15 protein-coding genes are annotated in these 26,384 nt (G+C 73.3%); 5 read left to right on the top strand and 10 right to left on the bottom strand.

The genetic code is table 11. The annotated features are described in order from the left end of the window. Positions 1–19: 19 nt before the first annotated feature. Together ACLJOU_RS03085 and murJ are read right to left on the bottom strand one after the other, a co-directional pair. A complete protein-coding gene (locus tag ACLJOU_RS03085; protein WP_410562859.1) occupies positions 20–1,612 on the bottom strand; it encodes a hypothetical protein in 1,593 nt (530 codons plus the stop codon). 79 nt (positions 1,613–1,691) lie between these two features. Further along, entirely contained in the window at positions 1,692–3,509 is a 1,818-nt protein-coding gene (gene murJ / locus ACLJOU_RS03090) for a murein biosynthesis integral membrane protein MurJ (RefSeq protein ID WP_410564690.1), read from the bottom strand. A gap of 435 nt (positions 3,510–3,944) precedes the next feature. On the opposite strand from murJ, the gene ACLJOU_RS03095 reads away from it, so the two are divergent. After that, positions 3,945–5,024, top strand: a complete 1,080-nt coding sequence (locus ACLJOU_RS03095; RefSeq protein WP_410562861.1) for a hypothetical protein — start codon at positions 3,945–3,947, stop codon at positions 5,022–5,024. A 125-nt stretch (positions 5,025–5,149) separates the two neighbouring features. On the opposite strand, the gene ACLJOU_RS03100 is transcribed toward ACLJOU_RS03095, so the two are convergent. Together ACLJOU_RS03100 and ACLJOU_RS03105 are read right to left on the bottom strand one after the other, a co-directional pair. After that, positions 5,150–7,300: a DUF6049 family protein gene (locus ACLJOU_RS03100; protein ID WP_410562862.1), complete on the bottom strand. Its 2,151-nt coding sequence runs from the start codon at positions 7,298–7,300 to the stop codon at positions 5,150–5,152. Continuing rightward, positions 7,297–7,851: an NUDIX hydrolase gene (locus tag ACLJOU_RS03105; RefSeq protein ID WP_410562865.1), complete on the bottom strand. Its 555-nt coding sequence runs from the start codon at positions 7,849–7,851 to the stop codon at positions 7,297–7,299. The genes ACLJOU_RS03100 and ACLJOU_RS03105 overlap by 4 nt, the downstream gene beginning before the upstream one ends. A gap of 101 nt (positions 7,852–7,952) precedes the next feature. Between ACLJOU_RS03105 and ACLJOU_RS03110 the strand changes: the two genes are divergently transcribed. Genes ACLJOU_RS03110 through ACLJOU_RS03120 form a run of 3 tightly spaced genes read left to right on the top strand, consistent with a single transcriptional unit; the run spans position 7,953 to position 11,564 of the window. Continuing rightward, the gene (locus ACLJOU_RS03110) at positions 7,953–9,389 is read left to right on the top strand and encodes a CCA tRNA nucleotidyltransferase (protein ID WP_410562867.1); all 1,437 of its coding nucleotides are present in this window, start codon (positions 7,953–7,955) and stop codon (positions 9,387–9,389) included. 3 nt (positions 9,390–9,392) lie between these two features. After that, positions 9,393–10,700 (top strand): sensor histidine kinase, encoded by a 1,308-nt coding sequence (locus tag ACLJOU_RS03115; RefSeq protein WP_410562868.1) that lies wholly within the window; start codon positions 9,393–9,395, stop codon positions 10,698–10,700. A gap of 12 nt (positions 10,701–10,712) precedes the next feature. Beyond that, complete coding sequence (locus tag ACLJOU_RS03120) at positions 10,713–11,564, top strand: class I SAM-dependent methyltransferase (protein ID WP_410562871.1); 852 nt, start codon at positions 10,713–10,715, stop codon at positions 11,562–11,564. Here ACLJOU_RS03120 and ACLJOU_RS03125 read toward each other — a convergent pair. The 6 genes from ACLJOU_RS03125 to ACLJOU_RS03150 are packed head-to-tail and all read right to left on the bottom strand — an operon-like array spanning position 11,551 to position 24,590. Then, positions 11,551–13,458, bottom strand: a complete 1,908-nt coding sequence (locus ACLJOU_RS03125; RefSeq protein WP_410562873.1) for a TNT domain-containing protein — start codon at positions 13,456–13,458, stop codon at positions 11,551–11,553. The genes ACLJOU_RS03120 and ACLJOU_RS03125 overlap by 14 nt on opposite strands. A gap of 33 nt (positions 13,459–13,491) precedes the next feature. Next, the gene (locus tag ACLJOU_RS03130) at positions 13,492–16,557 is read right to left on the bottom strand and encodes an ADP-ribosylglycohydrolase family protein (RefSeq protein WP_410562876.1); all 3,066 of its coding nucleotides are present in this window, start codon (positions 16,555–16,557) and stop codon (positions 13,492–13,494) included. Positions 16,558–16,573: 16 nt separating this feature from the next. After that, a complete protein-coding gene (locus ACLJOU_RS03135) occupies positions 16,574–18,817 on the bottom strand; it encodes an ADP-ribosylglycohydrolase family protein (RefSeq protein ID WP_410562879.1) in 2,244 nt (747 codons plus the stop codon). Then, positions 18,818–20,233, bottom strand: a complete 1,416-nt coding sequence (locus tag ACLJOU_RS03140) for a TNT domain-containing protein (protein WP_410562881.1) — start codon at positions 20,231–20,233, stop codon at positions 18,818–18,820. Then, positions 20,230–20,688 (bottom strand): hypothetical protein, encoded by a 459-nt coding sequence (locus ACLJOU_RS03145; protein ID WP_410562884.1) that lies wholly within the window; start codon positions 20,686–20,688, stop codon positions 20,230–20,232. The genes ACLJOU_RS03140 and ACLJOU_RS03145 overlap by 4 nt, the downstream gene beginning before the upstream one ends. Next, entirely contained in the window at positions 20,688–24,590 is a 3,903-nt protein-coding gene (locus ACLJOU_RS03150; protein WP_410564691.1) for a toxin glutamine deamidase domain-containing protein, read from the bottom strand. The genes ACLJOU_RS03145 and ACLJOU_RS03150 overlap by 1 nt, the downstream gene beginning before the upstream one ends. Here ACLJOU_RS03150 and ACLJOU_RS03155 point away from each other — a divergent pair. After that, positions 24,522–24,785 carry a hypothetical protein gene (locus tag ACLJOU_RS03155; protein WP_410564802.1) on the top strand — a complete coding sequence of 88 codons (264 nt, stop codon included), beginning with the start codon at positions 24,522–24,524 and terminating at the stop codon, positions 24,783–24,785. The two genes, ACLJOU_RS03150 and ACLJOU_RS03155, sit on opposite strands and share 69 nt — an antisense overlap. Positions 24,786–26,384: the final 1,599 nt, after the last annotated feature.

The following is a 26,384-nucleotide window of genomic DNA, read 5'->3' on the forward strand; positions in this document are numbered from 1 at the left end:
ACTGACCTCCCCGGGTGCGTCACCCCGCAGGCAGGAAGCTCAGATCACCGATCTGGGTGAGGAACGCACCGTCACCGCCACCCAGCTGGGTGATCCAGACGATGAAGTACTGACCCTGGGCCGGCTGCGCCAGCTGGATCGTCGTGTCGCCGTCCTGGAGGTCGCCGTTGCCGACCACCTTCGTGTCCGCGAGGTCGGGGTCCTTCTCCGTCGCCGAGCGGATCTCGACCTTCGTGCCCGCGGTACCGCCGCTGACCTTGACCTGGCTCAGGTTGATCGGGTCGTCGAACGTCGCGACCAGCCCGACACCCGGCTTGATGGTGGGGAACTGCTGCTTGTACTGCTCGGTCTTCCACACCGTGCCGGGGTCGCCGTCGATCGCGTTCTTCGCGCGACCGGGGTTGTCGCCCTTGCCCTCGGGGTTGTAGACCGTGATCGCCCGCGGCTTCACCGGCGCGCCCACGGTGGGCGACGGCGGCGGGGCCGGAGCCGACGACGAGCTGGGCGGCTGGCTCGCGGACTGGCTGGACGCCGGCGGCGCGGCGACGTTGATCGACGGCCCGCTCGCCTTGGAGTCACCCTGGAAGACGTTGATCAGCATCAGGCCGCCCCAGGCGAGGATGACGACCGTCGCGACCACCAGCACCGTGACGCCGAGGGCGAGCTTGCGCCGCCGGGCGACGTCCTTGACCGGCTTCTTCGTCGTCCAGATCGTGCCGTCGGGCTCGGCGACCTCGCCGCCGACGGCCTTGATCAGCTGGGTGCGCTCCTCTTCCTCGGCCACCTGGTCGAGGACGCGGAGGATGGCCGCGCTGGTGCGGATGCCGCCGTTGCCGCCGTCCTCGATCGTGCGTACGGCCAGCGACGAGAGGTCGGCCGGCACGGCAGGCACCAGCTGGCGCGGCGGGACGATCCGGCCCTGCGGCGTCATCGGGGCCGCCGGGATCGCGGGCGGGCCGCCGGGCAGTGCCCAGCGGCCGGTCAGCAGCAGGTACAGGACGGCGCCGAGAGCCTTGACGTCGTCGCGCAGCGTCGCCTCCGGCAGCGGGCCGGGGAACGCGAGCTTGAGCGCGCCGTTCGGCGTCAGCCGCAGGCGCTGGGGGTGGTCGAGGCCGAGGACGAGCCCGTTCTGGTGCGCCTGCTCGACGGCTTCGGCGAGCGCCTGCACCATCCGCGCGGCCGCGGCGGGGGCCACCGGCCGCTGCGCGACGAGGTCGACCAGGTCGCTGCCCTTGGTCCACTCGGCGACGACGACACCGAGCAGGCCTTCGCCCGAGGTGATGCCGCTGCCGAGGGCGAGCACGTCCAGCACGCGGGCGACGCCGCCGTGGCCGAACTTCGACGCGTGCGTCGCGCGCTCGAGCGTCCGCCGGGCCAGCCGGGCGGCTTCGGGATCCGCCGGGTCGCCGACCAGCAGCGTCAGCGCGACGTCCCGCTTCAGCTGCCCGTCCCGGGCACGCCAAAGGTGCGCATCGCCCCGCTCGTCCACGCCGAACTGCGCGAGGAGGCGGTACCGGCCGTCGCCGACCACACGCCCGGGGGCCAACGATCCGACCTGGGTCTTGCCCACGTGGTTCGCACCCCCCGCCTGTTCGCTCCGCCTCGTGTCCACGCGCCCTCTCCCGCTAGCTCCCCGCACCGAGGGTACCCAGAATACGACGCGGGAGTCGTCGCTTTCCGTACCGCAATCGTTACCCGCGCTTGATCAACCGGGTGAACCTGGAAGTGGCCGGCCTCAGCTCCTCCACCTTGAGCGCCACCAGCACGCCGAACGAGACGACGATGCCGACGGTGCTCTGCAGCAGAAGCTTCACCCAGGCACCGAAAGTGGGCCCGAACGAGTCCGGCACGAGCTTGCCGACGACCCACGCGGCGGCGACGCCGAGGACGCTCGCGACGACCGTGAACAGGATCACGCCGATGACCCGCTTGCTGCGCAGGTTGCCCAGCGTCACCCACAGCCAGACCTGGCCGAGGATCGCGCCGACCACGAACGTCAGCGCGTTGACCATCATCACGCCGAGCACGATGTTGTCCGGCGACAGCACGACCGGGCACAGGTACAGCAACGGCACCTTGACCAGCGTCATCACGATCATGATCAACGTCGGCGTGCGCGCGTCCTTCATGGCGTAGAACACGCGCATCTGCAGCATGACCAGCGCGTACGGCAGCAGCGCGAACGCCGAGATCGCGAGCGCGTCGCCGAGCCGCTCGGCCGTTTCGACGGTGCCCTTGCCGAAGGTGAACAGCGCGATGCCGATCGAGCCGCCGACCACGGTCATCACCGCGGAGATCGGCACGAGCATCACCGTGGAGATCCGGGACGCGTAGGAGAGGTCGCCGATCAGCTTCTTGTGGTCGCCGTCGGCGGCGGCGCGGCTCATCCGCGGCATGATCGCCGTCAGCAGCGAGACGCCGATGACGCCGTACGGCAGCTGGAAGAGCAGCCAGGCGTTGCTGTAGGCCGTTACCCCACCGGGCGAACCGCTGGTCAGCACGCGCGTGTTGATCGTGTAGCCGATCTGGCTCACCGCGACGTAGCCGAGGATCCACAGGGCGAGGCCGCCGAACTCCTTCATCTGCTTGTCGATGCCCCAGCGCCACTTGAACCGGAAGCCGGACCGCAGCAGCGGCGGGACCAGCAGCAGCGCCTGGGCGACGATGCCGCCGGTGACGCCGATGCCCAGCGTCAGCACCTTGGGGTCGGTGATCGAGACGTGCCCGGTGTCGATGTCGCCCGGCATGATCCAGACGACCAGGATCGTGAAGATCACGACCAGGTTGTTGATCACCGGCGCCCAGGCCGTCGGGCCGAAGATCTGCTTCGCGTTGAGCACGGCCGAAAGCAGCGCGAACACGCCGTAGAAGAAGATCTCGGGCAGGAGCAGGTAGGCGAACGCCGTGGTCAGCGCGGGGCTGGCCTTGCCGGACGAGTCGACGTAGAGGCTCGTGAACGCCGGCGCCGCGATCACCGCGACCACCGTCCCGACCAGCAGCAGCGTGAACGCCACCGTGATGAGCCGTTGCGTGTAGGCCGCGCCGCCGTCGGCGTCGTCCTGCGACCGCACCAGCAGCGGCACCACCACGCTCGCGAGCACGCCACCCATCAGCAGCTCGAAGATGATGTTCGGCATCGTGTTGGCGACGTTGAACGAGTCGTTCGCGATGCCCTGGCCGATCGCGCCGACCAGCAGCAGCTTCCACAGGAAGCCGGTGATCCGGCTGATCAGCGACGCGATGGCCATCCGCCCGGACGCCTTGGCCAGCGACGGCGCCTTGGCGGGGGCCTCCTCCAGCGCCTCGCCGTCCGGGCGCGGCTTGACCAGCGGGCCCTTGAGGGCGGGCATGACCTGCGTGGCCAGCGCGTCGTACGGCCGCATGACGTCGGGGTCGGCGACCGGCCAGCGCGAGTTCATCGGGACGCCGGCGGTGCGCGGGATGAACCGCGTCGCCTCCGGGTCCGGCGGGCGCTGGACCTGGGTGGCCTCCTCCTGCCACGGCCGCACGGGCGTCGGCCGCCGCGAGCCGCGCCCGCGAGGCGGAACGGGCGTGCCCGGCGGCGGGGTGCCGGGGCCGAGCGCCGGGTTGCCGGGTGGCGGGGTCAGGGGCGGGCTGGTGGGTTGCGGCAGCCGCCCCTGGGGCGGAGCCGCGCCCGGCTGCGCGCCGCCCTGCGGCGGCAGGCCCGGCGGGTTGCCCGGCGGTGCGACCGGCTGCGCGCCACTCTGCGGCGGCGAACCCGGCTGCGGCTTGCCCGGCGATACGACCGGCTGCGCGCCGCTCAGCGGCGTGCCCGGCGGCGGCACGGCCGGCTGCGCCCCGCTGTGCGGCGGGCCCGGCTGCGGGTGACCGGGCGGTACGACGGGCTGGGCGCCGCTCGGCGGCAGGTTGGGCGGGAGGTTGCCCGGCTGTGCCCCGTTCTGCGGCGGCGGGCCCGGTTGAGGGTGGCCTGGCGATACGACCGGCTGGGCGCCGCTCAGTGGCAGGCCCGGGGGCGGTACGGCCGGCTGCGCCCCGCCGTGCGGCGGCGGGCTGCCCTGGGGTGCGACAGGCTGCGCGCCGCCCTGCGGCGGCACGGGCTGGACCCGCGTGGGTGCCGGCCCCGCGTTGCGCGGCCGGCCACCCTGCGGCGGCGGAACCCGGCGCGGGGGCTGGTCATCCCGGAGGGCGCGGTCGTCGTAGGGGCCGCGGTCGTCCGGGGGCCAGTCGTCGCGCGGCCGTTCGCCACGGGGACCGCCCTCGTGGGCCGGGAAGTCCTCGGCCGCCGGGCGGTCGCCGCGTGCGGCGCGCTGGTCGCGGACCCGGCGGTCGTCGCCGGCGCCGCGGTCCGGGAAGTCCTCCCCGGCCGGGCGGTCACCGCGCGGGCCGCGGGGCGCGTGGTCGTCCGGGACGGGCCGTCCGCCGCGGACCGGGAAGTCTTCCCCGGCTGGCCGCGGGCCGCGAGGCGCGCGGTCCTCTGCCGCGGGCCGTTCGCCGCGGGAGGCGCTGCGGTCCGGGAAGTCCTCCCCGGCCGGGCGGTCGCCGCGTGGGCCGCGGGGCGCGTGGTCCTCCGGGACGGGCCGTTCGCCGCGGGCCGGGCGGTCTGCGTGGGGCGGGATGTCGCCGCGAGCGGGCCGCTCGCCCGGGGCCGGGCGGCCGCCCCGGGAGGCGCGCTTGTCGCGGGCCGGGCGGTCGTCCGGGGCCTGGCCGCCGCCGCGGGGAGCGCGGTCGTCGCGGGCCGGGCGTTCACCGCGGGGTGCACGGCCGTCCTGGGGTGCGCGGCCGTCCTGGGGTGCCTGGTCGCCGCGGCGGGGCCGGGCCGGGCCGTCGTCGCGGATCGGGCGCTGGTCGCGGACCGTTGCGTCGTCCGGGGGCGGCAGCTGCCGCGTGTGGCCGTTGCGGGGCGGCTGGCGGCGGCCACGCTCCGGGGGCGGAGGCGGCGGCTGCTGACGGCGGGCCGGCTGCGACGCCCGCGGGGGCCCGTCAGCCCGTTGCGGGGGCGGGGCGCCTTCGCGCCGAGGACGACCCGCACGCTCGGGTGGTAAGCCCGGCTCTCTCTCCAACGCGTGCCCAATCCTCGGTGCTCGTCTGACGGTGCCGCGGCCGGGTGCCGCGCACGTGCGGACCAAGGGTAATCGCGAACCGTCCGGAACACTCAGAGGCCGACTGATCAGCCCACGACGTCGCGGCCCGCGCGGGCGTCCTTCACCCGCCGGTAGATCCGCCGGGAAGCCAGCAGAAGCAGGGCCACACCTGCGGCGACGGTGGCGATGATGGTGATCGCGCCGTACTCGGTGGACGTCAGTTCGAACCGGGCGGATGACCCGAGCGGGGTATCGGTGGGCGTGCTCAACGACACATCGACGCTGAACCGGCCGGCCCGCAGCGCCTCCACCGGGAGGAAGTAGTTCTTGCCGCCGCTGGCCGGGAAGTACCAGTCCTTCGCGCCCTCGAGGCGCAGGCCGGTGTTGTTGTTCAGGGTGAACCGGGCGTTGATCCCGACCGGCAGGTCGTTGCTGACGTACACCGGCAGCGGCGAGTTGCCGGACGCCAGCGCGATCGTCTGCTTCGGCTGCGAGACGGTCACCCGCCCGCTGATCGCCGCCAGTTCGGCCTGGGCGTTCGTGGTCGCCGCGTCCGCGGGCAGCCCCCGCCACGCCGTCGAGGCACCCCGCAGCTCGGCCAGCCGGACCGGCTCGACGACGGCGTCCGGTTTCACCCGTTTGGTCGGGTCGAGCTGCATCGCGGACGCCAGCCCGGTGGCCTGGTCGTCGAGCCCGGCCAGCGTCGAGACGACGCCGGCGTCGACGCCGGTGGCCGCCTGCGGGCCGCCGTCACCGACCGAACCGGACGCCTCGGGGCTGGCGGCGAGCAGCGTCGGGAGGCTTGTCGCGGTGACCAGGCCCGCGTTCAGGAACTCGCCGACCTGCTGCAGGTACGTGGTGAACTCCTCGGCCGAGGCGTCCCAGCGCCGCGGCGGCGCGACCAGCAGGTGGTCCGGCCGCTGCTGCCCGGCGGCCAGGCCCAGCCCGGCGCGGAAGGCGAGGGCGCCGAGGCCGTTCTGGCTCGCGATCGCCCGCTCGGTCGTGGCGGCCACCGTGACCGAGCCGGGCGCGGCCGGGACGCCGGTCATCGCCGCGGAGATCAGCGAGTCGGTCGGCTGCACGCGCACGGTGCTGCCCTGCACGGTGACGCCGCCGCCGGCCGCGGCGGGCGCGAGCTTGCCCGCGTCGGTCAGCACGGTCCGCACGCCGGCCTCGGTCAACGCGGCGAGCACCGGCGCGCTCGGCGTGCCGTCCGGCCAGAGCACGCCGGTCTGCGGGGTGACGTCGGTCAGCTGCTGGATGGTCGCGGCGCCGCCCGCCGCCCGGGTGACCAGGCCGGTGTCGCCGGGCCGGATGCGGGTCAGCCCGTCGAGGTCGGCGTCGGCGAACGGCAGCGCCACCACGCAGCGGCCGCCGACCAGCGCGCGTACCTCGGTCAGCCACGTCTTCGCGGCCTCGACGCCCTTGCCGTCGACGTTCCCCGAGTCGGTGTGGACCTGGTAGCCGCGGGTCATCGCGTCGACCGTGGCGAGCAGGTCCGGGTCGAGCGCGAAGCACATCGACTTCGCGAGGTTCGAGCTGTCCCGCACGGCCGCCGCCGCCGACGTGACCAGCGCGTTCAGCCGGCCGTCCCCGCTGATCTCGGCGGCCAGCCGGTCGTCGGCCAGCACCATCGGGCTCCCGTACGGCGCCGCGTAGACGTGCGGGACGTTGCCGGTCAGCGGCCACAGCAGGGTCATGCTCGGCGCACCCGACCGGCCGGTGGACTGCTTGCCCGGCCCGGCCAGCACCGGCATCAGCATGCTCACCGCGCCCAGCCGCGCGGGGCCGCCGAACTCCGGGATGCCGTTGACGTTCACCAGCAGCGGGTAGACACCGGGGCGGAACCGGTCCGCCCGCGTGCCGGTCAGCGGCACGGTGATGTTCAGCGGCGCGCTCTGGCCCGGCTCCAGCACCTCGGCGACCGGCGCGAACTCGGTGAGCGGGGTGTCCTTGACCACCGCGCCGGACAGCACGTCACCGACCCCGCGCTCGGTCGTCGCCCGGTCCCCGACCTGCAGCCGGACCTGCGGCTTGGCGACCCGGCGGTCGCCGGTGTTGGTCACCGTGCCGGTGACCGTCAGCGTGGTCGTCGAGGTCGTGATCACCCGGGGGCTGAGCCCGGCCAGGTCGATGCGCAGGCGCGCGCCTTCCTGCGCCTGGGCCACCGAGGCGCCGGCGAGGGCGGGGACCGCCAGGAAGAGGACGGAAAGGAAGGTTGCGGCGAACCGCTTCACTCGGGGGCTCCCTCAGGGGCGTGCTCGTCTCGTCCGTGGACGTCCGGGCGCGCGAAAAGTTCCGTGAACAGCTGACTGGCCTTCCGGACGAGCTTGCGCTCGTCGGAGTAGGCGAGTTTGGTCTCCAGCTCGGCCAGCGGGACCCAGGCCACCTCGGTGACCTCGACGTCCTCGTCGGACAGCTCACCGCCGAGCGCTTCGAGCAGGAAGTGGTGCACGGTCTTGTGGATGCGCCGCTTCTCGGCCACGAACCAGTAGTCGATGGTGCCCAGTGGCTGCAGGACGCGCGCGGAGATGCCCGTTTCCTCCTTCACCTCGCGCACGGCCGTCTCTTCCACCGTTTCCCCGTCCTCGATGTGGCCCTTGGGCAGCGACCACAGCAGTCTGCCGTGCCGGTCGAGCCGGCCGATCAGCACCGCCTGTTCGCGCTCGGCGTCCACGACGAGGCCACCGGCCGACGTCTCGTCGACCGTGGTCAGGCGCCGGCCGCGCTGGCGCCTGCGCCGCCTGCGCGGCTTCGAGGCGCCGGGGCGGCCGGCTGATCCGGACATGCTGCGATGCTAGAGCAAACGGTTGCCCCGGTAGGCTGGCTCTCCGTGTCCGTGTCCGGCGGTGCCTAGAGCAATCGCACCTGGAACGTAGTGGGATTTTCGTGAACGACGTGGTCGACAAGCAGGTGGTGGAGCTCATGCAGGTCTCCCCACTGGCGGAGGAGCTGGCGGAACGGTTCGCCAGGGCGGGGCACCGCCTGTACCTCGTGGGCGGCAGCGTCCGCGACATGCTGCTCGGCCGCGACTCCGGCGACCTCGACTTCACCACCGACGCGCGGCCCGACCGGGTGCTGAAGATCGTCAGCGGCTGGGGTGACGCGGTCTGGGACGTCGGGATCGCCTTCGGCACGGTCGGCGTGACGAAGAAGGGCATGCAGCTCGAGATCACGACGTTCCGCGCCGACAGCTACGACCGCGTCGGCCGCAACCCGGAGGTCACCTTCGGCGACAGCATCGAGGGCGACCTGCTGCGCCGCGACTTCACGGTCAACGCGATGGCCGTCGAGCTGGCGTCGAAGACGTTCATCGACCCGCACGACGGGTTGAGCGCCCTGCGCGAGAAGGTCCTGGACACGCCGGCGACGCCGCAGGAGTCGTTCGCCGACGACCCGCTGCGGATGCTGCGCGCCGCCCGGTTCGCCGCGCAGCTGGGGTTCGCCGCCGCGCCGCGGGTGGTCGACGCGATGACGTCGATGGCCGAGGAGATCGACCGGATCACTGCCGAGCGGGTGCAGGCCGAGCTGTCGAAGCTGCTGCTGGCGGCCGACCCGCGGCCGGCCCTGGAGCTGCTGGTCGGCACCGGGCTGGCCGACCGGGTGCTGCCCGAGGTGTCCGGCATGCGGCTGGCGATCGACGAGCACCACCAGCACAAGGACGTCTACCAGCACTCCCTCACCGTGCTCGCCCAGGCGATCGACCTGGAGAAGACGCACGAGCCGACGTCGGGGCCGGACCTGATCCTGCGGCTGGCGGCGTTGCTGCACGACGTCGGCAAGCCGGCGACCCGGGAGTTCCAGCCGGGCGGCGGGGTGAGCTTCCACCACCACGAAGTGGTCGGTGCGCGGATGGCCCGCAAACGTTTGCGGGCGCTGAAGTTCTCGAAGGAGGTCATCGACGACGTCTCCCAGCTCGTGTTCCTCCACCTGCGGTTCCACGGCTACGGCAAGGGCGAGTGGACGGATTCGGCGGTCCGCCGGTACGTCACCGACGCCGGGCCGCTGCTGACCCGGCTGCACAAGCTGGTCCGCGCCGACTGCACCACCCGCAACCGCCGGAAGGCGGCCGCGCTGCAGGCGACCTACGACGACCTCGAAGCCCGCATCGCCGCGCTCAAGGCCAAGGAGGACCTCGACCGCGTGCGGCCGGACCTCAACGGCGAGCAGATCATGGCGCTGCTCGGCCTCAAGCCGGGGCCGGACGTCGGGAAGGCGTGGAAGTTCCTGAAGGAGCTGCGCCTGGACCGCGGGCCGCTGGAGCACGACGAAGCCGTCGCCGAGCTGAAGAAGTGGGCCGCGGAAAACGGCGTCGGGGACGTGTGAGCCGTGGCGGGCGGGGGCAGCTTCCTGGTCGCGCTGCTGCGGCGCGGCGCCCCCGCGATCGCCACCGCCACGAGTGAGCTGCCCGCCGAGATCGCCGACCCGGCGCCGATGCACGCGCTGCGGCGGATCTCGCGGATGTCGGGGCCGATCGACCCCACCGAGCGCGACGGTCTCCTGCTGCGCGCGACCCGGTACGTCGTGCTCATCCCGCTGGCGTACCGGCTGCTCGCGGTGCCGGGCCAGTTCGGCGTGTACGTCCTCCAGCAGGGCACGAGCGGGCTGCTGCCGGTCGGGCTCTTCACGCTCCTGTCGGTCGCGCTGAACGTCGTCGGCCTGCGCTGGATGTTCCGCTCGGCGCCGTTCCGCGGCCGGGACGCCGGCAAGCTGCTGGCCGTCGACCTGGCCTTCACGGTGCTTTCGCCGCTGGTCATCGCGCTGACCGTGCCGACGCCGGCGTACTTCGACGCGCTCGCGGTCACCAGCGTCCACCTCTACGGCGAGATCGGGCTGCTGACCCTCGCGCTGGGCCTGCCGAGCGGCGTGGTGTTCGGGCTGATCGGCTTCCCGCTGCGGATGCTGGCGAACTGGCTGAACACCGGCGAGTTCCGCGTCGGGGCCGCGTTCTCGACGTACTCCGTGCTGCTCGCGGAGCTGTTCCTGGCCACCGCCGCGCTGGTGCTGACCGGCCTCGGCACGCGCCTGGCGCTGGCCTACGGCACCCGCAACGGACGGCTGGCCGAGCGCGCCCAGCAGCACCGCAGGCTGCACGACACCGTGCTCCAGACGCTGGAGGCGATGGCGCTGTCCGGTCCCGGCGACCCCGAGGAACGGCTGGTGGAGATCCAGCGGCTGGCGCGGGCGCAGGCGATGGAGATCCGGCACACGATCGAGTCGGCGGCGTCCGAGCGGGCCGAAGCCGGCGCGCGGCCGCTGGGCGAGAAGCTCGCCGCGCTCGCCGCCGAGATGGCCCGCGACGGCCTGCGCGCGCAGCTCGTGGTGGCCGAACTGGACGACGACACGCTCTCGGAGGTCCGCCAGATCGCCATCCGCGACGCCGTGCGCGAGGCGATGCGCAACACCATGAAGCACTCCGGCACCGACCGGGTGGTGGTCCGCGTCGAGGAGCGCGACGGCGGCATCGCGGTGATCACCCGCGATCACGGGAGCGGTTTCAGCGCGGCCGATCACCCGGCCGGGTTCGGCATCAGCGAGTCCATCACCGCGCGGCTGGCCGAGGTCGGCGGGACGTCGCTGGTGGAGTCGGGACTCGCCGGGGGCGGCACGCGAGTGACGTTGTGGGTCCCGTTCTGATATTCCCTGAACATGACCTCGATCGAGCTGCTCGCCGACGCTCTCGCCGCCTACCGCTCCGGCGACCGTGAACAGGCCGCCGAACTCGCGGCACAAGCCGGGCGGGCCGGCTCCACGCTGGCCGACGAACTGCGGGCCTACCTGGGCGGCGACGGCTCGGCGCCGGTGTACGACCAGCCGAGCGCGTTCACCGCGTTCATCCGCGGCGGCGGCAACGTCGAGCTTTACCGGGCGCTGAGCGCCGAGCTGGCCGCCCGCTACGACGCCGCGAAGCCGGAATCCCTGCTCGACCTCGGCTGCGGGGACGGCCTCGCCGTCGTGCCCGCGCTGGAGCAGGCGGCCCACCTCCCGCCGCGGATCGACCTGGTCGAGCCGTCGGCCGCGCTGCTCGAAGGCGTCCACGAGCGGGTGCCGTCGGCGCAGTGCTGGCAGTCGACGGCCCAGGACTTCCTGGCCCGCGACGACCTCGGCTGGGACTTCGTCCAGTCGACCTTCGCGCTGCAGTCCATCGAGCCGGAGCAGCGCGCCGACGTGCTGCGGACGCTGCAGCCGCGCACCGGGACGCTGGTGCTCGCCGAATTCGACGTCCCCGAGTTCGAGGAGGGCTCGCCGGAGCACCTCCGCTCGCTCGTCGAGCGCTACGAGCGTGGCGTGGCCGAGTACGGCGAAGACGCCACCCTGGTCGCGCAGGGTTTCCTGCTGCCGGTGCTGCTCGGGATCGTCTCCGGGCAGCAGCGGACCAACTGGGAGCACCCGGCCGCGGGCTGGGCCGACCAGCTCAAGACGGCGGGCTTCACCGAGGTCGACGTCACGCCGCTCGCCGACTACTGGTGGTCGCCCGCCGTCCTGATCACTGCCTGCTGAGCGAGCCCGTCTCGAGGTGCTGGGCGAGCGGCCGGGGCAGCAGGTAGGCGACCGCGCCGCCGGGCAGCCCGCCCCACGGCACCGTCACGCCGGTCAGCACCCGCACCGCGCGCTGCACCCGGTAGAGCCGCTTCTCGCGTTCGCGCTCGAACGCCAGCGCCGTCTCGACGAACCGCGAGCCGTCGGCGTGCACCAGGTTGCCGGTCTCGTTGCCGAACCGGACGACCGTCGTCCCCGGCGGGAGCACGATCACGCGCTTGCCGCGGTAGAAGTTCAACGGCGGTTCGCCGCGCATCGGCAGGATCGGCCAGTCGGCGGGCTGGTCGGACTCCTCCGCGGGCCGCGGCGGCAGCATCAGCAGCACGCCGAGCAGGAACCGGGCCGCGTCGGCGAGCGAGCCGAACGCCACCGGCTCGTCGGACGGCGGCCGCGAGACCTCCCAGCCGTTCTCGGCGCGGCGCAGCGTCCAGACGCCCTCGGCCGGGATCTCCTTGGCGCCGATCCGGTACGCCGCCGCCGGGATGCCGTGCTCGGCGAGCCGCTGGTGGAGCAGCTCCAGGGTCTCCGCGCCCTTCAGGTTTCGCACCTGCTCACCGCGGGCGACCCGGGTGAGCGCGCGCTCGTCCGGCAGGTCGGCGGTCGTCTGCGGGGGCCGCGGCTGCCCGAGGACCTCCGCCTCCGCCGTCGCGCGGACCAGCTCCCCGACGAACGGCGGCCGGAACCCGGCCGCCCGGATGTGCTCGACCAGCTCCGGCTCCGGCGGGACCCCGTACTTGCGCAGGTAGTGCGGCACGGCGGCGGGCCAGATCCACGTCCCGTCGGTGTGGAACGCGTTGGGCACGTCCGGCTTCGCGCCCGGCGCGCCGAAGATGTCCGGCAGCGGCGCGGGCCGGTGCAGCGCCACCGACGCCCGGAACAGGTAGTCGAGCAGGCCGCGGACCTGGTCCGGCGGCACCGGCGGCCGGTTGACCACCGGGCGCTCCCCCTCGACGTGCGAGTCGGCGACCCGCGCCTGCCGGAACACGACGTCCAGCGGCAGTCCCGCCTTCGCCGTCAGCCACGCCGGCAGGTGCTTCGACGTCCGCGGGAAGTTCGCCAGCTCCAGCTCGTAGGCGGCGGTCGACGGGCGGCCGCCCTCGTTGGGCGGCACCCGCCAGTCCGGCTCCCGGTCGGCGTCGAAGTCGAAGTCGAACTGCGACTGCGCGTCGAGGGTGAACGTGCCCTGGAACCAGGTACCGGCCTCGGCCTGGTACATCGCCGCGCGCAGCCGCGCGAAGAGGCCGCCGAGCCGGGGCACCGCGGGCAGCGACACCGAGACCGGGCCGTCTTCGTCGCCGACCGCGCGAACCTCGATCTCGGCGTAGTCCCCGACCTGCCGGAACTGCGCGCCGACGCGGGTCCAGCCGCCGGGCACGGTGTGCAGCAGCGTCCGGCCGATGGCGCGCAGCAGCGCGTTCTGGTCGCCGGTGCCCGGCTGCGGCCGCGCCTGGAGCGTTTCGGTGAAGTCCAGCCGCGTCTGCCACAGCGCCGTGACCTGCTTGGCCGGCACGGTGACCGAGAAGTCGGTCAGGCCCAGCTGGGCCGCGCGGGCGGCGTCGTCGCGGACCCAGCGCAGGGTCAGCTCCGGCCGGTCGCCCGGCGCGACCTCGAAGACCTCGCCGTCGTACTCGGCGAAGGTCCGCAGCGTGAACGTCGACGGCACTTCGCTCGCCGGCACGACCTTCGCCGGGCGGCCCGCGAACTCCTTGTCGAAGCCCTCCGGCGCCTCTTCCTCCGGCAGCACCGACAGCAGCACCGTGCCGTCCGTGGTCGACCGCTGCGCGCGGAAGGTCCCCTCGCCCCAAGTCGCATAAAGGCCGTCCGGGCGTTCGGCCACCTCTACCCGGTAACGCACGTTTGTCCTCCCCGTCCCCAGTACACCGGAAACCTAGTCGACCGGGTACCGAGCGAACCACCGGTCGTCGTCCGGCGCATCCGGCCCGAACTCGGTGAGCGCGTCGTCCGCCAGGCCGACGATCACCCCGCGCAGTTCCAGCCGGTCCAGCCAGCTCGGCCGCAGGGCTTCCTCGCCGTACATGGCGCCGACGAGGTTGCCGCAGACCGAGCCGGTCGAGTCGCTGTCACCGCTGTGGTTGACCGCCGCGAGCAGCGCCGAGTCGGCGTCGGTGGTGGTGAGCGCGACGTACACCGACATCGACAACGCCGTCTCGCCGACGTTGCCCTGGCCCAGCGACGCCAGCTTCTCCGGCGTCGGCGGCCCGTCCAGCGCCAAGGCCGCGTCGAGGGCCGCGCTCTGCTCTTCGTGGCCGGGATGCTTCACGAGCTCGGCCCGCGCGGTCGCGACCGCGTCGAGCAGCGCTTTTCCGTGCAGCAGCTCGTGCACGACCACCGCGAAGCAGCCGGACGAGAGGTACCCGCTCGGGTGGCCGTGGGTCAGCGCCGCGCTTTCGGCGCCGAGCCGGAACACCTCGGCGAGGTCGTCCGACCACAGCGCGATCGGCGCCGCGCGCATCACCCCGCCGCAGCCCTTGGAGTTGTTCACCGGCCGCTCGATGGTGCCCCGCACGCCCGACCGGCCGTACGCCTCCAGCTCGCCGAAGCAGGTCAGCCCGGGTGCGCGGCGGCTGAACAGCTCCTGGTGGGTGATCAGCCAGCCGTCCGCCGCCTCGACCGCCGACTGCGGACCCCGGGCCCGGTCCCACGTGACACCCTGGGTGTGCAGCCAGCGCTGGTAGGCCAGCTGCAGCGAGTGCACGACGTCCGCCGAGCCGGTTTTGCGCCGCTGGGCGTGCGCCCGGATCAGTGCTTCGAGCGTGAAGAGCGTCATCTGCGTGTCGTCGGTGATCCGGCCGACGCCGCCGTACGCGGGGATGAAGTCGGTGATGCCGTCCGGCCCGGCGATCTCGCGGATCCGGTCGATCGAGTCGAACTCCGTCTTCGCGCCCAGCGCGTCGCCGATCGCCCCGGCCAGCAGGCTGCCCCGCAGTCGCGATCGCAAGTCGGGTCCCTTCGGTTGCGGGGCGAACCGGCCACTCGGGTACCGGCGCTCCCATCGGGCGTGTTCCGCGGTCTCCACCTGGAGGCCGTTGCGGTTGAAGTACCAGAAGGCGTCGCCGGCGACGTCTTCGACGAGGCCGAGGTCGGGCAGCGCCGACACCCAGGGCAGGCCGGGGACGCCGACGCGGGCGCCGACCAGCGCGCCGGCGATCGCCCCCGCCACCGGACCGGACCGGGCGGCCAGCCGGATCGCCGCCTCCGGGTCGTGGCCGCGCTTGGCCGCGGCGAACAACGCGCGGCCGAGCACCGACCGGACGCTCCGGCCGTCGCCGATCGTCTCCAGCTGCGTCACGTCGTCGGCGTCGCGGTCCGCGCGCAGCGCCAGCGTCGACGCCGCCAGGTCGCCGCCGACCTCGTGCAGGCGGACGTGCACCGGCAGCGCGAACGGTTCTCGCGTCAGCAGGGCCTGGAACAGGGAAACCAGCAGCTCGGTGACCTCGGTGACCTCGGTGACTTCGGTGCCGGCCGCGCTGCCGGTCAACTCGCGGGCGACGTCCTTGGCGTACTGCTCGCCGTCGACGTCCGCCAGCGCCACCGCGCTCGCGGGCGTGGCGGCCAGTGCCGTGGCCAGCAGCGCGGAGAACTCGGCGGGCGCGGGGCCCGCGTGCCGCGTGGCGACGGCGAGCCAGCCGGCCGGGTCCGGCTCGGGCAGCGTCGCCGGGACTTCGCCCGTCGGCACCGGTGGCAGGCCGCGCAGCACGGTTTCGGTGTGGAACAACAGGTGCCGCGTCAGGCCGCCGAGGGGCAGCGGACCCGCCGGGTCCGCGCCGCCACCCAGGGCGTCACCGATCGCGAAGCCGACATACGCGCCGACGATCCGGTGCCACGCGAAGCGGTCGGCCGGCGTTCCGAAGAACTTCCCGAACGTCCACGGCACCGGCCGCGGCCGGCCGTCCTCGCCGACGTGCGCGATCAGGCCGTTCGCGCCCAGGTCGGCCGGCCATTCCGGCGCCTGGCCGGCCCGGCGGCGGACGCCGTTGCGGTACTGCCAGGCGAACCCGCGCAGGTACCGGACGCACTCCTCCGGCGTCAGCTCGAAGTGCTGGTCGCGGGCCTGGCCGACGGCGTACCGCAGGTGCCGTTCCAGCAGGTCGGGTGGCTCGCCGCCGAACTCCGCGAATTCCGCGACCAGCGCGGGCAGCGCCGCGGCGACCTCGGGCCCGGCTTCCGGCGCGGGCTCCTCGACCGGGGCGCGCGGAGTGGTCTCGGCGCCGCGAACGGCGGCCAGCTCCGCCGCGGTGAGGCTGCGGACCAGCTCGGTGCCGGGGTCGAGCGTCAGCCCCGACGACGGCGGCAGCTCCCGCACCGGTGCCCGCCACCGGCGCGGGTACCGGCCGGGCACCTTCGCCGACGAGCTGTAGGCGATGACTTCGCGCCCGCCCGTGCCGGGGACCGGCCGCAGCAGCGGCTGACCCGTGTCGAGCAGCGGAACGAGCACTTCGCAGTCCAGCAGGGCACGGACGAACTCGGCGCGGCTGATCCAGTTGGCGGCCAGGTAGTTCAGCAGCTTCTCGGCGTCGGTCGACGGCACCGGGAACCCGCGCCAGACCGGGCCGGCGGTGTACTGCTCGTTGACGCGGTACTCGCCGTCCGCCCGGGTCCAGCCGCGGATCGCGCGCACGGGGAGGTCCAGCTCGGGGAACGCCTTCTCGTCGAACTCGGGGTCGACGTCCGGCCGCCACTCGGCCTCGGCGGGCGGACTCGCCATCGCCGCCTGGTCGTACCCGATTTCGCCGTCGTCCGGCACGACGACCACCGGGCTGGGGAACAGGCCGGCGCCGATGTCGGTGCCGTCCAGGTAGGCGGCGGTGTTGACCGGGAAGCTCCAGCCGTCCGGGCGGCGCGCGGCGAACTCCGGCCGGATCCGCAGCCGGTCGCCGCCGGGCCGCGTGCGCAGCCACTCCCGCGCGCGGGCGACGGCTTCCTCTTCGTCCATTCTCCCCATCCTCGCGCTAATGCCGCGGGTACCGCTCGATCCAGGCGTCGCCGAGCGCGCTCAGCGCCGAGTGCCGGTCGAAGTGCCAGTAAGCGTCCGAAGCGACCTGCTCGACGAGGTACCGCAGCTCCAGCTGATCGACCCACTTCTGCGGCAGCCCGGGGATCCCGGTGCGCGCGCCGAGGAGGGCCCCGGCGATCGCCCCGGTGAGCGCGCTGCGGCCGGAGTGGTTGACGGCGCGCAGCAGCGCCTGCTCCGGGTAGTTCTCGAAGCCCGACAACGCGGCGAAGGCGCGGCCGAGCACCGAAAGCGTCGTCTTGCCGTCGCCGATCAGCTCGGGAATCCGCAGGTCGGGCAGCCCGTGCTCGCCGAAGAACGGCACCGACTCGGCGACCATGTCCGCGATCGCCGTCCACTCCGGGCCCTGCTGGAACCGGTTGTCCGGGTTGAGCACCTCGCGGCTGGTGTTCCAGATCGGGAAGCTGAACGCGTCCTTGGTCAGCGCGTGCTCGAACAGCCAGGTCAGGTAGGTCGCGGCGGCCAGGTCGGACTCGTCCGGGTGCGTCACGCCGGCCAGCTCGCGCACCGCCTGCCGCGCCCCGCCGCTCAACCCGCTGCCGGGCCCGGCCATGGTGAGCGCGGCGGGCAGCGCGGGGATCAGCGCGGCCGGGCCGGTCATCGGCGGCGCCCCGGCGGCCCCGGTCACGAGCTGGTGGTAGGCGTTGAGCTCGGCGTCGTCGGCGTCGCGCCGGGCGTGCAGGTCCGGGACCTGCACGAGCCAGCCGTCCACGGCGTCCATCGGCGCGCCCTGCGTGCGCAGCCAGCGCTGCAGCGCCCCGCGGACGACGTCGGGGAAGAGCTGCTCGGCTTCGCGGGATTCGGGCTGCTCGCGGTGCGGGCTGCGGATCACGGCCTCGGTGTAGAACAGCAGCCGCTGCGTCAGCGAACCGATCCGGCCGGGCTGGTCGAACGCCGGGACGAGGTCGGTGACGCCTTCGATGCCGAACTTCGCGTGGATGTCGTGCAGCATCATCCGGTCGACGGCGGCACCGAGCGCCTCGCCGAGCGCGAAGCCGACGTACGCGCCCGTGACGCGCTGCCAGCCGTAGCGGAAGCCGTCGAGGTCCCGCTCGAAGTACTTGCCGAACGTGTCGAGCCGCGGCACCGGGCGGCCGGCGTTGTCGTACGCCGGGGCGAGGCCGTTCGCGCGCAGGTCGTTGGGCTTGCTGCGCGGCGGCTCCGGCATGCTCAGCCGCTTCACCCAGGACTCGCCGAGCACGGTCTTCGCACACTCCTCGGCCGTCAGCTCGAAGCCGCGCCGTCGCGCCTTCTCGGCCGCCAGGAGCGGCGGCTTCACCGGATCCGGCAGGCCCATCCGGGCCGCGGTCTCGGTGGCCACCCGGATCAGGTCCTCCTCCGCCTCCGGGCAGCGGCCGTGCACGTCGATGCGCGGCTCGTGGCGCGGGAAGCGCTGGACGATCTCGGCGAGCTCGCCGCTGGAGACGTCCTCGATGGTCGTCGGGCCGCCGTTGATGACCAGGTTCGGCGGATGCTCGAACTCGGCGAGCGTGGCGACGTCGACCTTCCACCAGCCGTGCTCGCGCGCGGGCAGGTGCCGGGTCGAGCTGAACACCTTGAGCTCGTTGCGCTCCTCGGCGAAGTAGAACCGGTCGGTCTTGCCGGTCTCCAGGTCGAGCGGGACGTAGACCTCGCACCGGATCAGCCCGATGAGCAGCAGCTCCCGGGTCAGCCAGCCGACGCTGCCGAACGACAGGAGCGTCTCCAGCGTGTTCTCCGGCTTCGGGTAGCCGCGGCGGATCGGGCCGGCCTTGTACTCGGGGTTCTCCCGCTCTTCGCCGGTCTGGTTGCCCTCGGCGTCGACCTTCACCCAGCCCGCGACGGCCTGCAGCGGCACGCCCAGCTCACCGAGCCCGGCCTTGACGTACTCGGGGTCGACGACCTCGCGCCAGTTCTCCTGGCCGGGGAAGGCCACCGGCACCGAGAGCCCGCCGGGGTGCGGGTGCGCCTGCCGCAGCTCGCCGTCCGGCTCGCGGACGACGACCGACGGCGGCGGGAAGATCTCCTTCTCCGGCCGGCCCTCGTCGAGGAACGCGATGGTGTTGTAGGGCACCGACCAGCCCTCGGGGATGCGCAGCACCTTCTCGGTGTCCACCCGCAGGCCCGCCGGGCCGGAGACGTCCGGACCGTGCACCGCGCGCAGCCACTGGCCGACCTTGGCAATCGCTTCCGCCGCTTCCACCTACTCGATCCTCTCCAGGCTTCCGTCGGACTCGTGCTCGGCGATCGTCTTCGGCAGCACGAAGGCCACCGCACCACCCGGCAGGTTCGCCCACGGAACCGTGATGCCGGTGATCACGTGCAGGGGGCGTCTGAGCCGGTAGCTCCGCCGCACCCGCTCCCGTTCGAGCGGCAGCGACGTCGTGGCGAACCGTACCTCGCCGTGGTGAACGAGGTTGCCGGGTTCCTCGCCGAAGCGCAGCACGACCGTACCCGCCACCAGCCTGGTGATGCGCTTGTTGCGGAGCAGGGTGAGGGGAGGCTCACCCGCCGCCGGGTGCACCGGCCAGTCGTCGAGCTCCTTCGCCGTTTCCCGCGGGGTTTCGTGCCCGGCGGTCATCCGGGCGGGGTGCAGCAGCAACGCGCCGAGCAGCTGCTGCGCGGCGTCCTCGAGCCGGGCGAAGTACTTCGGCGCGCGGGGCTTCCCCCCGGCGTGCGCGGCGACTTCCCAGCCGTCGGCGGTGTAGTTGAGGCACCAGGCGCCGTCCGCGCGTTCGCCGACCCGGTAGGCCTCGGGCCACACCCCGTGCTCGCCGAGCCGCTGCACCAGCACGATCAGCAGCTCTTCGTCACCGAGCCGCGGATCCGGCGTGGTCTCCAGCTCGGCGGCGACGTCCCCGGACGTCTTCTTGACGTCGGCGCGGCCCGGCTTCGGCCGCGGCCTGCCCAGCAGGTCGGCCTCCGCGGTCCGCCGGACGAGCGGCTCGACGTACGGCGGCTGGAAGTGGTGGCGGCGGATGTGCGCGACCAGGTCGGGCTCCGGCGGCACGCCGTGCTCCGCGAGCAGCAGCGGAACGGCGTCGGACCAGATCCACGTGCCGTCGGTGTGGAAGCGCTCGTCGCCGTCTTCGTGCACGACGGCCTCGCGCTCGAGGTACTGCAGCACGAGCGGCACCTCGGTGTCGGTCAGCGGCGGCCGCTCGACGTCCGGGCCGCCGACGTCGGCGTGCCGGAACACCACGCCCAGCGGCAGCTGCGCGCGCAGCCGCCACCAGTCCGGGATGTGCTCGTCGGCCCGCGGGAAGGTGGCGAGTTCCTCCGGGTAGGCGGCCGGCTCGGGTGCCTCGGTCCACAGCGGGTCGTCGTCGAGCGCGAAGTCGAAGTCGAAGCTGCCGTCGGGATTCAGGGCGAACCGGGCCTGCAGCCAGGTGCCGCGGCCCTCGGCGTACATGCCGGCCCGCAGCTCGGCGAAGAGGTCGGCCACCTCGTCCGGCACGGCCGTGTTGTGGCCCGCGGTCTCGGTGTGCTTCCCGACCTGCCGGAAGTCGGCGACGGCGGGCACGCCGGCGTTGACGCGGTGCTCGCGCACGAGCTTTCCCAGCCGCACCAGGAGAGTGCGCTGCTCGTCGGGCGAAAGTCGATGTTCCACGTGAATCATTGCCCCGCGTTGAACCGGCTCGTCACCGTGAACGACGGCGGCTCGCCGGCGTCGATCCGGGCAGCTTCGTCTTCCCACATCTTGAAGGTGCGAGTCTGGAGCGCGCGGACCAGCGCGGTCTCCTGAGGAGTCCGGCGGCGGCCCTCCCGGAACGCTGTGCCGTTGATCCCGTTGATCGTCTCGTAGAGCGCGAAGATCGGGCCGTCGCCGGACAGGTAGTGGTTCCGCTCGATTTCGGTCTCCTGGACGAACTTCTCTTCGCCGAACGGACCTCGGATGTTCGACTCCGTGGTCGACCAGATGAGCTCGCGGATGTGGCTGCTGCCGTCCTGGTCTTGCTCGAAGAACCCCGTCTGAAGATTGAGGATGGTGCCTTTCAATCCGCCATCGGGCGTCGAGTCGATCCGGTAGGTCTGGGCGTAGTACTTGTAGAACATGGGGGTTCGGAAGGCCATCAGCCGCTCTCCTCGGATGTCAGTCCCCGCCGGAACGCTTCCTCGAACCGACCTCGGACCTGTTCGGTCAGCGCCGCGGTGAGAGCTGCCTCCTCCGGCGAAGGGAGGCCTTCACGCCCGTCTTTCCTGCTGAGGGTCTCGAAGTCGCGGCGCACTTCGTAGAGGGCGTGCTCGTACGACGCCACCTCGTCGATGTGCGTCAGGTGGAGCCGCAGTTCGGCCACATGTCCGTTCGGCAGCCGCACGTTGAGCTGCAGGTCCCGGTAACCGCTGCCCTTCGGTCCGGCCAGACGGTCGGTGAAGTCGACGATCGTGAGCTCGGGATCGTTGCGCACCGCGTCCAGCGCGCGGTACATGTCCGCCACCCGCTCGAATTGGATCTTGGAGCCGACGAGGTCGTGCAGCAGGGAACCATCCCAACCGTACTTCGCGATCTTCGCCAGGGCCCGGACGTCGTCCTTGGGCTCCGGCCGGAATCCCGCATGGCCATCAGTCTCTCCGGCGATCCGCTCGGTGATGCGGTTCAGCGTCCCCTGCGTCTCGGGCCAGCGCTCGCGTTCCTCGGCAACCCATTGCCTGCAGTAATCCGGATCACCGGCTCGTGCCGGGTCGAAGCTGCCGTGCCGCAGCGCTTCAGGCGCGGCTTCGCCGGCGATCAGCGCCACGTCCGCGGAGATCTCCGCCTGCTCCGGAGTCGGGTCGAACGGCTCGACGCCCTGGTTCTCGACGTCGTCGATCACGCGGTAGCCGCGCTCGTTCACCTCGTGGACCGCGTCCTCGAGGATCGGGATCGCTTCGGGGTGCCTGAGCAGGCTGGCCAGCGTCTTCGGGTTGTCCAGCAGCGAGCGCGTCAGGTAGTCGTTGCCCGGGTCGGACAGCGCGCGCACCAGGCCGGGGTGTTCTCCCAGGTGCGCGCGGATGTAGTCGGCGTCCGCGTGCCCGTCGAGCGCCGCGGCGACGTCGTCCCTGGCCAGGAAGGCGTCGTGCGGTGCCGCCGTGCCGTAGCCGCCGTGGCTTTCCCCGGTGCCGTGCTCGGTGCCGACGTGCACCTCGTCCGGGGTGCCGACGTGCATCAGCTTGAGGCTCTTCGGCGGCTGCGGCAGGTGCATGAGGTCACCGGACTGCGGGTCGATGAACGCGACACCTTCGCGGGTGTGCACGACCATCGCCACGTGCCCGTACTCGACCCCGTTCGGGCCTTCGTACTTCACCGCGACCACGGCGTGGTGGTCCAGCGGCCGCTCCCGCATCTCGCGGATGACGTCGTCGTAGCTGCCGCGCGCGGAGAACGTCTCCCCGAACCGGCCCTCGAGGTGTTCGAGCGTGCCGCGGCTGCCCATCTCGTGCGGCAGGATCGGCTCGGCCGTCATGTCGCCGCCGCGCAGCCGGTCCAGGTAGGCCTCCGGACCGCGCGTGCAGTTCGTCACGTACCCGTTCTCGAACGCGCCCGGCTCGCGGAAGCCCGGGTTGACCTCGCGCAGGTGCGGGTGGCGGTCGTGCACGTAGGCCGCGCGCTCGGACGGCGTCGTCCCGCCGGCGTGGATGGCCGGTTCGGCGGGCGGGTTCGTCGCCCGGGCCAGCCGCGAGTAGTCGTGCACCGAGACCGGGGCCGGTGCTGCCGCGGGCGGCTCGGGCAGGTCGTGGACCGACGGCTGGTGCGACGTGACGTGCTCCGCCTCGCCGAGGCCGCCGAGCCGTTCCATGATCGCGGCCTGCTTGCGCCGTTCGAACTCGGCCGCGTTGTGCTCGTTTTCGGCGCGGCGCTCGGCCATCTTCTGCCGCGCGGCGTCGGGCTCGAGGTAGCGCGGGTGGCCGGGCCCGATCTCCTCGGCCTCGATGACCCACTTGCGGCGGCCCTCGGGCGTGAGCTCCAGCCGCTTCTCGTACACCAGGAGCTGGGTGCCGGGCGGTGAAAGGGATTCCCGCTCGCCCGGGTTCTCGGCGAGCTTCGAGATGTCGCGGACGTTGTCCGACCGGACGTGCAGCTCGACGTCGTCGCCGAACTTCGACGACGAGAACTCGCCGGTCTTGATCGAAGCGCTGGAGAACGCGGGCTCGACGACCACCGCACCCGGCTCGTACGGCGCGGCGACCAGCTCGGCCAGCCGCGGGTCGCCGCCGACGTCGTAGGCGCGGATGGTCTCGCCGGACTGGCGCGGGACCTGGTTGAGGCCGTCCGTGATCGCGCGGGTGTTGTGCTGCGCGAGGTCGAAGCCGGGGTGGCCGGGGCCGCGGCGCAGGGCTTCGTTGACGTCGTAGGCGTACTCGCCGCGGGTGTAGCCGTGCAGCGCGACGGCGCCTTCGTCGCTGATCGGCAGCCCGGCGGCGTCCCGGCGAGCCAGCGCGCGGTCGTGAATCTGCTGGTAGATCTCCTCGTTGCCGACCGCGTGGCGGATGCTTTCGTGGTCGGCCGGGGTGCCGCGGTGCTCGCCGTCGAAGAGGTAGCCCTCGTCGTGCCCGACGTGCTCGGCCGGCGGGTTGAGCCGGTCGCCGATCGGCGGATGTTCGACGTGCGGCGCGTCCCCGCCGCCGAGCGGCAGGGTGTGGATGCCGGTGGCGTCGTGCGGCAGCTCGGCGAGCCGCCCGGTGACGGGATCGGCGAACAGGACCCCGTGCTCGGTGTGCACGGCGGCGACCAGCCGCGACTCGCCGGTGGGCGTCTCGAAGGCGACGGCCGCCCGCGCGCCGACGGGCCGTTCGCCGAGGTCACGGGCGACGCCGTCGAAGCTGTCCCGGCTGTTCCACGTCCCACCGAGCTGCTCGCGGACGCTCTGCTGCCGAGCCGGCCCGGCAACGACGTCCTCCCCGTTCATCCGCCGCTCGAAGGCGGCCATCGACTCGGCGGCATTGGTCCGGTAGCCCTGCTCGAGGCCGTCCGGGCGGTAGTGGTTGCGGGTGTTGACCCCGCTGAGCTCGGGAAGAGCGTCCCGCACCAGGCGTGCGTGCTGCTGCGGCGTCTCGACGGACCCGGCGTGCAGGACCGGCGGGCCACCCGGCACGAGCGGCTCGGCAAGCTGCGCCCAGCCACCCTCCGGTTTCCCGGTGGCGGGCGGCCGCCGTTCGGGCGCGGGTGGCGCGTCGGGATCGTCGAAGGCGTTGAGCAGGGACGCCAGGTTGTTGGACGGCTTGTATTGCGGGTGCTCGGCGTAGAACTTCTCGAGCTCTTCGTCGGCTTCGCGCTGGAACCGGTCCTCGTCGGCGCGCTCACTGGCCCGGCGCCGCTCGACGGCATCGCGGGCATCGGACCCGCCGAGGTGCCCCGGCTCCCCGGGAGCAACCTCTTCGTCGTGCACGACGTAGTGCGGCTCGCCGGGCCGGCGCGGGTTGGCGTTCGGGTGCCCGGGCCCCTCCTCGATGCCGGTGATCTTGAACTGCGTCCCGGCCTTGAAGAGGACCTCCCGCTCGTGCCCGATGCTGGCCAGCGCTTCGACGTCCCGCCCGGTCTTGGACCGGATCCGCATCTCGACTTCGCCGGGGAAGTTGCTGCGCGGGTGCTGCGCGTCGACCTTGGAGGAGCTGAGGAACGACGGTTCGGTGATGTGCGCACCGTCGTGGAACCGCGCGAGGAAGGCCTGCAGCCGCCCGCCATCACCCTTGAAGTCCACCCTCCGCGAAACAACGCCTTCGTGCGGCGGCAGTTCGTTCAGACCGGAGACGAGCGCCGCGGCCTGCGGAGCGAGGTGCGGGAGTTCGGGACCACCGAGCCGAAGGGCGTGGTTGAGCGGCCCGACCAGCTCGTAACGGGTGTAGGCGTGCACGGCGACGGCTCCGGCATCGGACATGCCGGGGTGCGCCAGGTCCCGCCTCTCGAGCGCCTCCCGCCGGACTTGTTCGTGCCGCCACTCGCCATCGACCGGGCTGTGGTGCCCGGAGTCCAGGAAAGTGTCCTCGATCCGCTGGATGCCGAGTGGATCCTCGGTGTGGAAGCGCGGATCGGTGAGGTAGGGCTCGTCGTGGCCGGATGTCCCCGGCTCGGCCGGATGCTCGCCCGGGTGGTCGCGGCCGAAAGTGTGCTGATCGAGCTGCTCACCGGAACGGTCCTGGGCAGCCGAGTGTTCGTCGGGCGTTCGCTGTTCGGCGGAGTGCTCCTCGGATGAGACTTGCTCGTCGAGGCGTTCTTGGGTGCGCTCGGCCGAGTCCTCACTCGCCGGGCGTCCGTCCGCGGGCGTTGCCTGCTCGGCTGGGCGGTCCTGGGCAGGCTCGCTCCCGGCCGTGGGCGAACTCGCTTCGGATGGCGTTCGCCGGTCGTTGCCGAGCGCGCCCTGTTCCGCCGGGTGCGGCTCGGTGGGTGCAGGCGACCGCTCCGCACGGGGCTGCTCGGCCGCCGGCTGCCGCGGGGATTCGGCGGCCGGCGTGGGCTCCTCGAACGGGCGCGGCTGCTCCGGCCCACGGTCCCCCGGCCGCGGCGGCTCGAACAATCCGCGCGGCGGCAGCTGCTCCTGCGGCGGCCCGAACCGCGGCGGCGGAACCTGCGTGGGCCCGGCAGGCCGAGGCGGTCCCAGTCGCGGATCGTGCGGCGGCATGGGCGGCCGTCCACCCGGCGGAGGCGGCATCGGCGGCCGTCCACCGGGGTGCGGGCCGGGACCCTGGGGACCACGAGGCTGGTTCGGATACCCGGCCGGACGCTGCCCACCACCCATCGGCGCCCGCGGCGGACCCTGCGGAGGCACTCCCGAATGAGGCGCCATCCGTCGCGGATCCTGCGGAGGCAACCCACCCGGCGGCGGCTGGCCGTCAGCCGGGCCACCGTGCGGAGACCGCCCACCATGCGGACCCGGCCCCCCAACCTGCCCAGCATTCCCGCCCTGCGTCGGCTGCGCGCCGGCCGGGCCACCATGCGGAGCCGGTCCGCCGACCTGCCTGGGAGGCCCACCCTGCGGCGGCAACCCACCTTGCGGCAGCTGCCCGTCAGCCGGGCCACCATGCGGAGCCGGTCCGCCGACCTGCCTGGGAGGCCCACCCTGCGGCGGCAACCCACCTTGCGTCGGCTGCCCGCTGGTCGGGGCACCGTGCGGAGGCTGCCCACCATGCGGAGCCGGTCCGCCGACCTGCGCAGGATGACCGCCCTGCAGCGGTAACCCGCCAGGCTGAATCGGCGGTCCCCCCATCGGCGGCTGACCGGACGGAAGGGACCGCCCACCGTCCTGCGGCAGGTGGCCGCCGAGCTGCGGGCCGCTTGGCTGCCCTGGGCGGGCGCCGTGCGGTGGCCGGCCGCCCGGATGCGCAAGTGGCGCTCCCTGAGCGGGTTGGCCGCCAGCCTGGGGCGGCTGCCCGTTGTGTGGCAGCCAGTCGCCTGGCTGTGCACCGTGCGGTAGCTGTCTGGTGGGCGGCTGGGCGCTTGGCTGTCCACCGTGCGGAGGTTGCCCACCGGGTTGAGCCGGGTTTCCGGTGGGCAGCTGTCCGGCGTGCGGCAGAGCGCCTGGCCCACCGTGCAGCGGAAGCCCGCCGGGTTGAGCTGGGCTTCCGGCGGTCGGCTGCCCGCCAGGCTGTCCACCGTGCTGGGGACGGCCGCCAGCCGGGCCTCCCGGGCGATAGCCGCTCGGCGGCAGGGGCGGCTGACCGCCGTGCAGCATTCGGCGGGGGTCCTGCCGGGGGACTTGTCGCGGCTGCTCCGGCGTCGGGGGTTGGCCGCCCGTTCGTCCCGGGGCGCCGCCGGTCGATGGGCCGCTCTGGGGTGGGGGCGGGAACCCGCCCGG

Source organism: Amycolatopsis sp. cmx-4-61, assembly GCF_046548775.1.
GTDB lineage: Bacteria > Actinomycetota > Actinomycetes > Mycobacteriales > Pseudonocardiaceae > Amycolatopsis.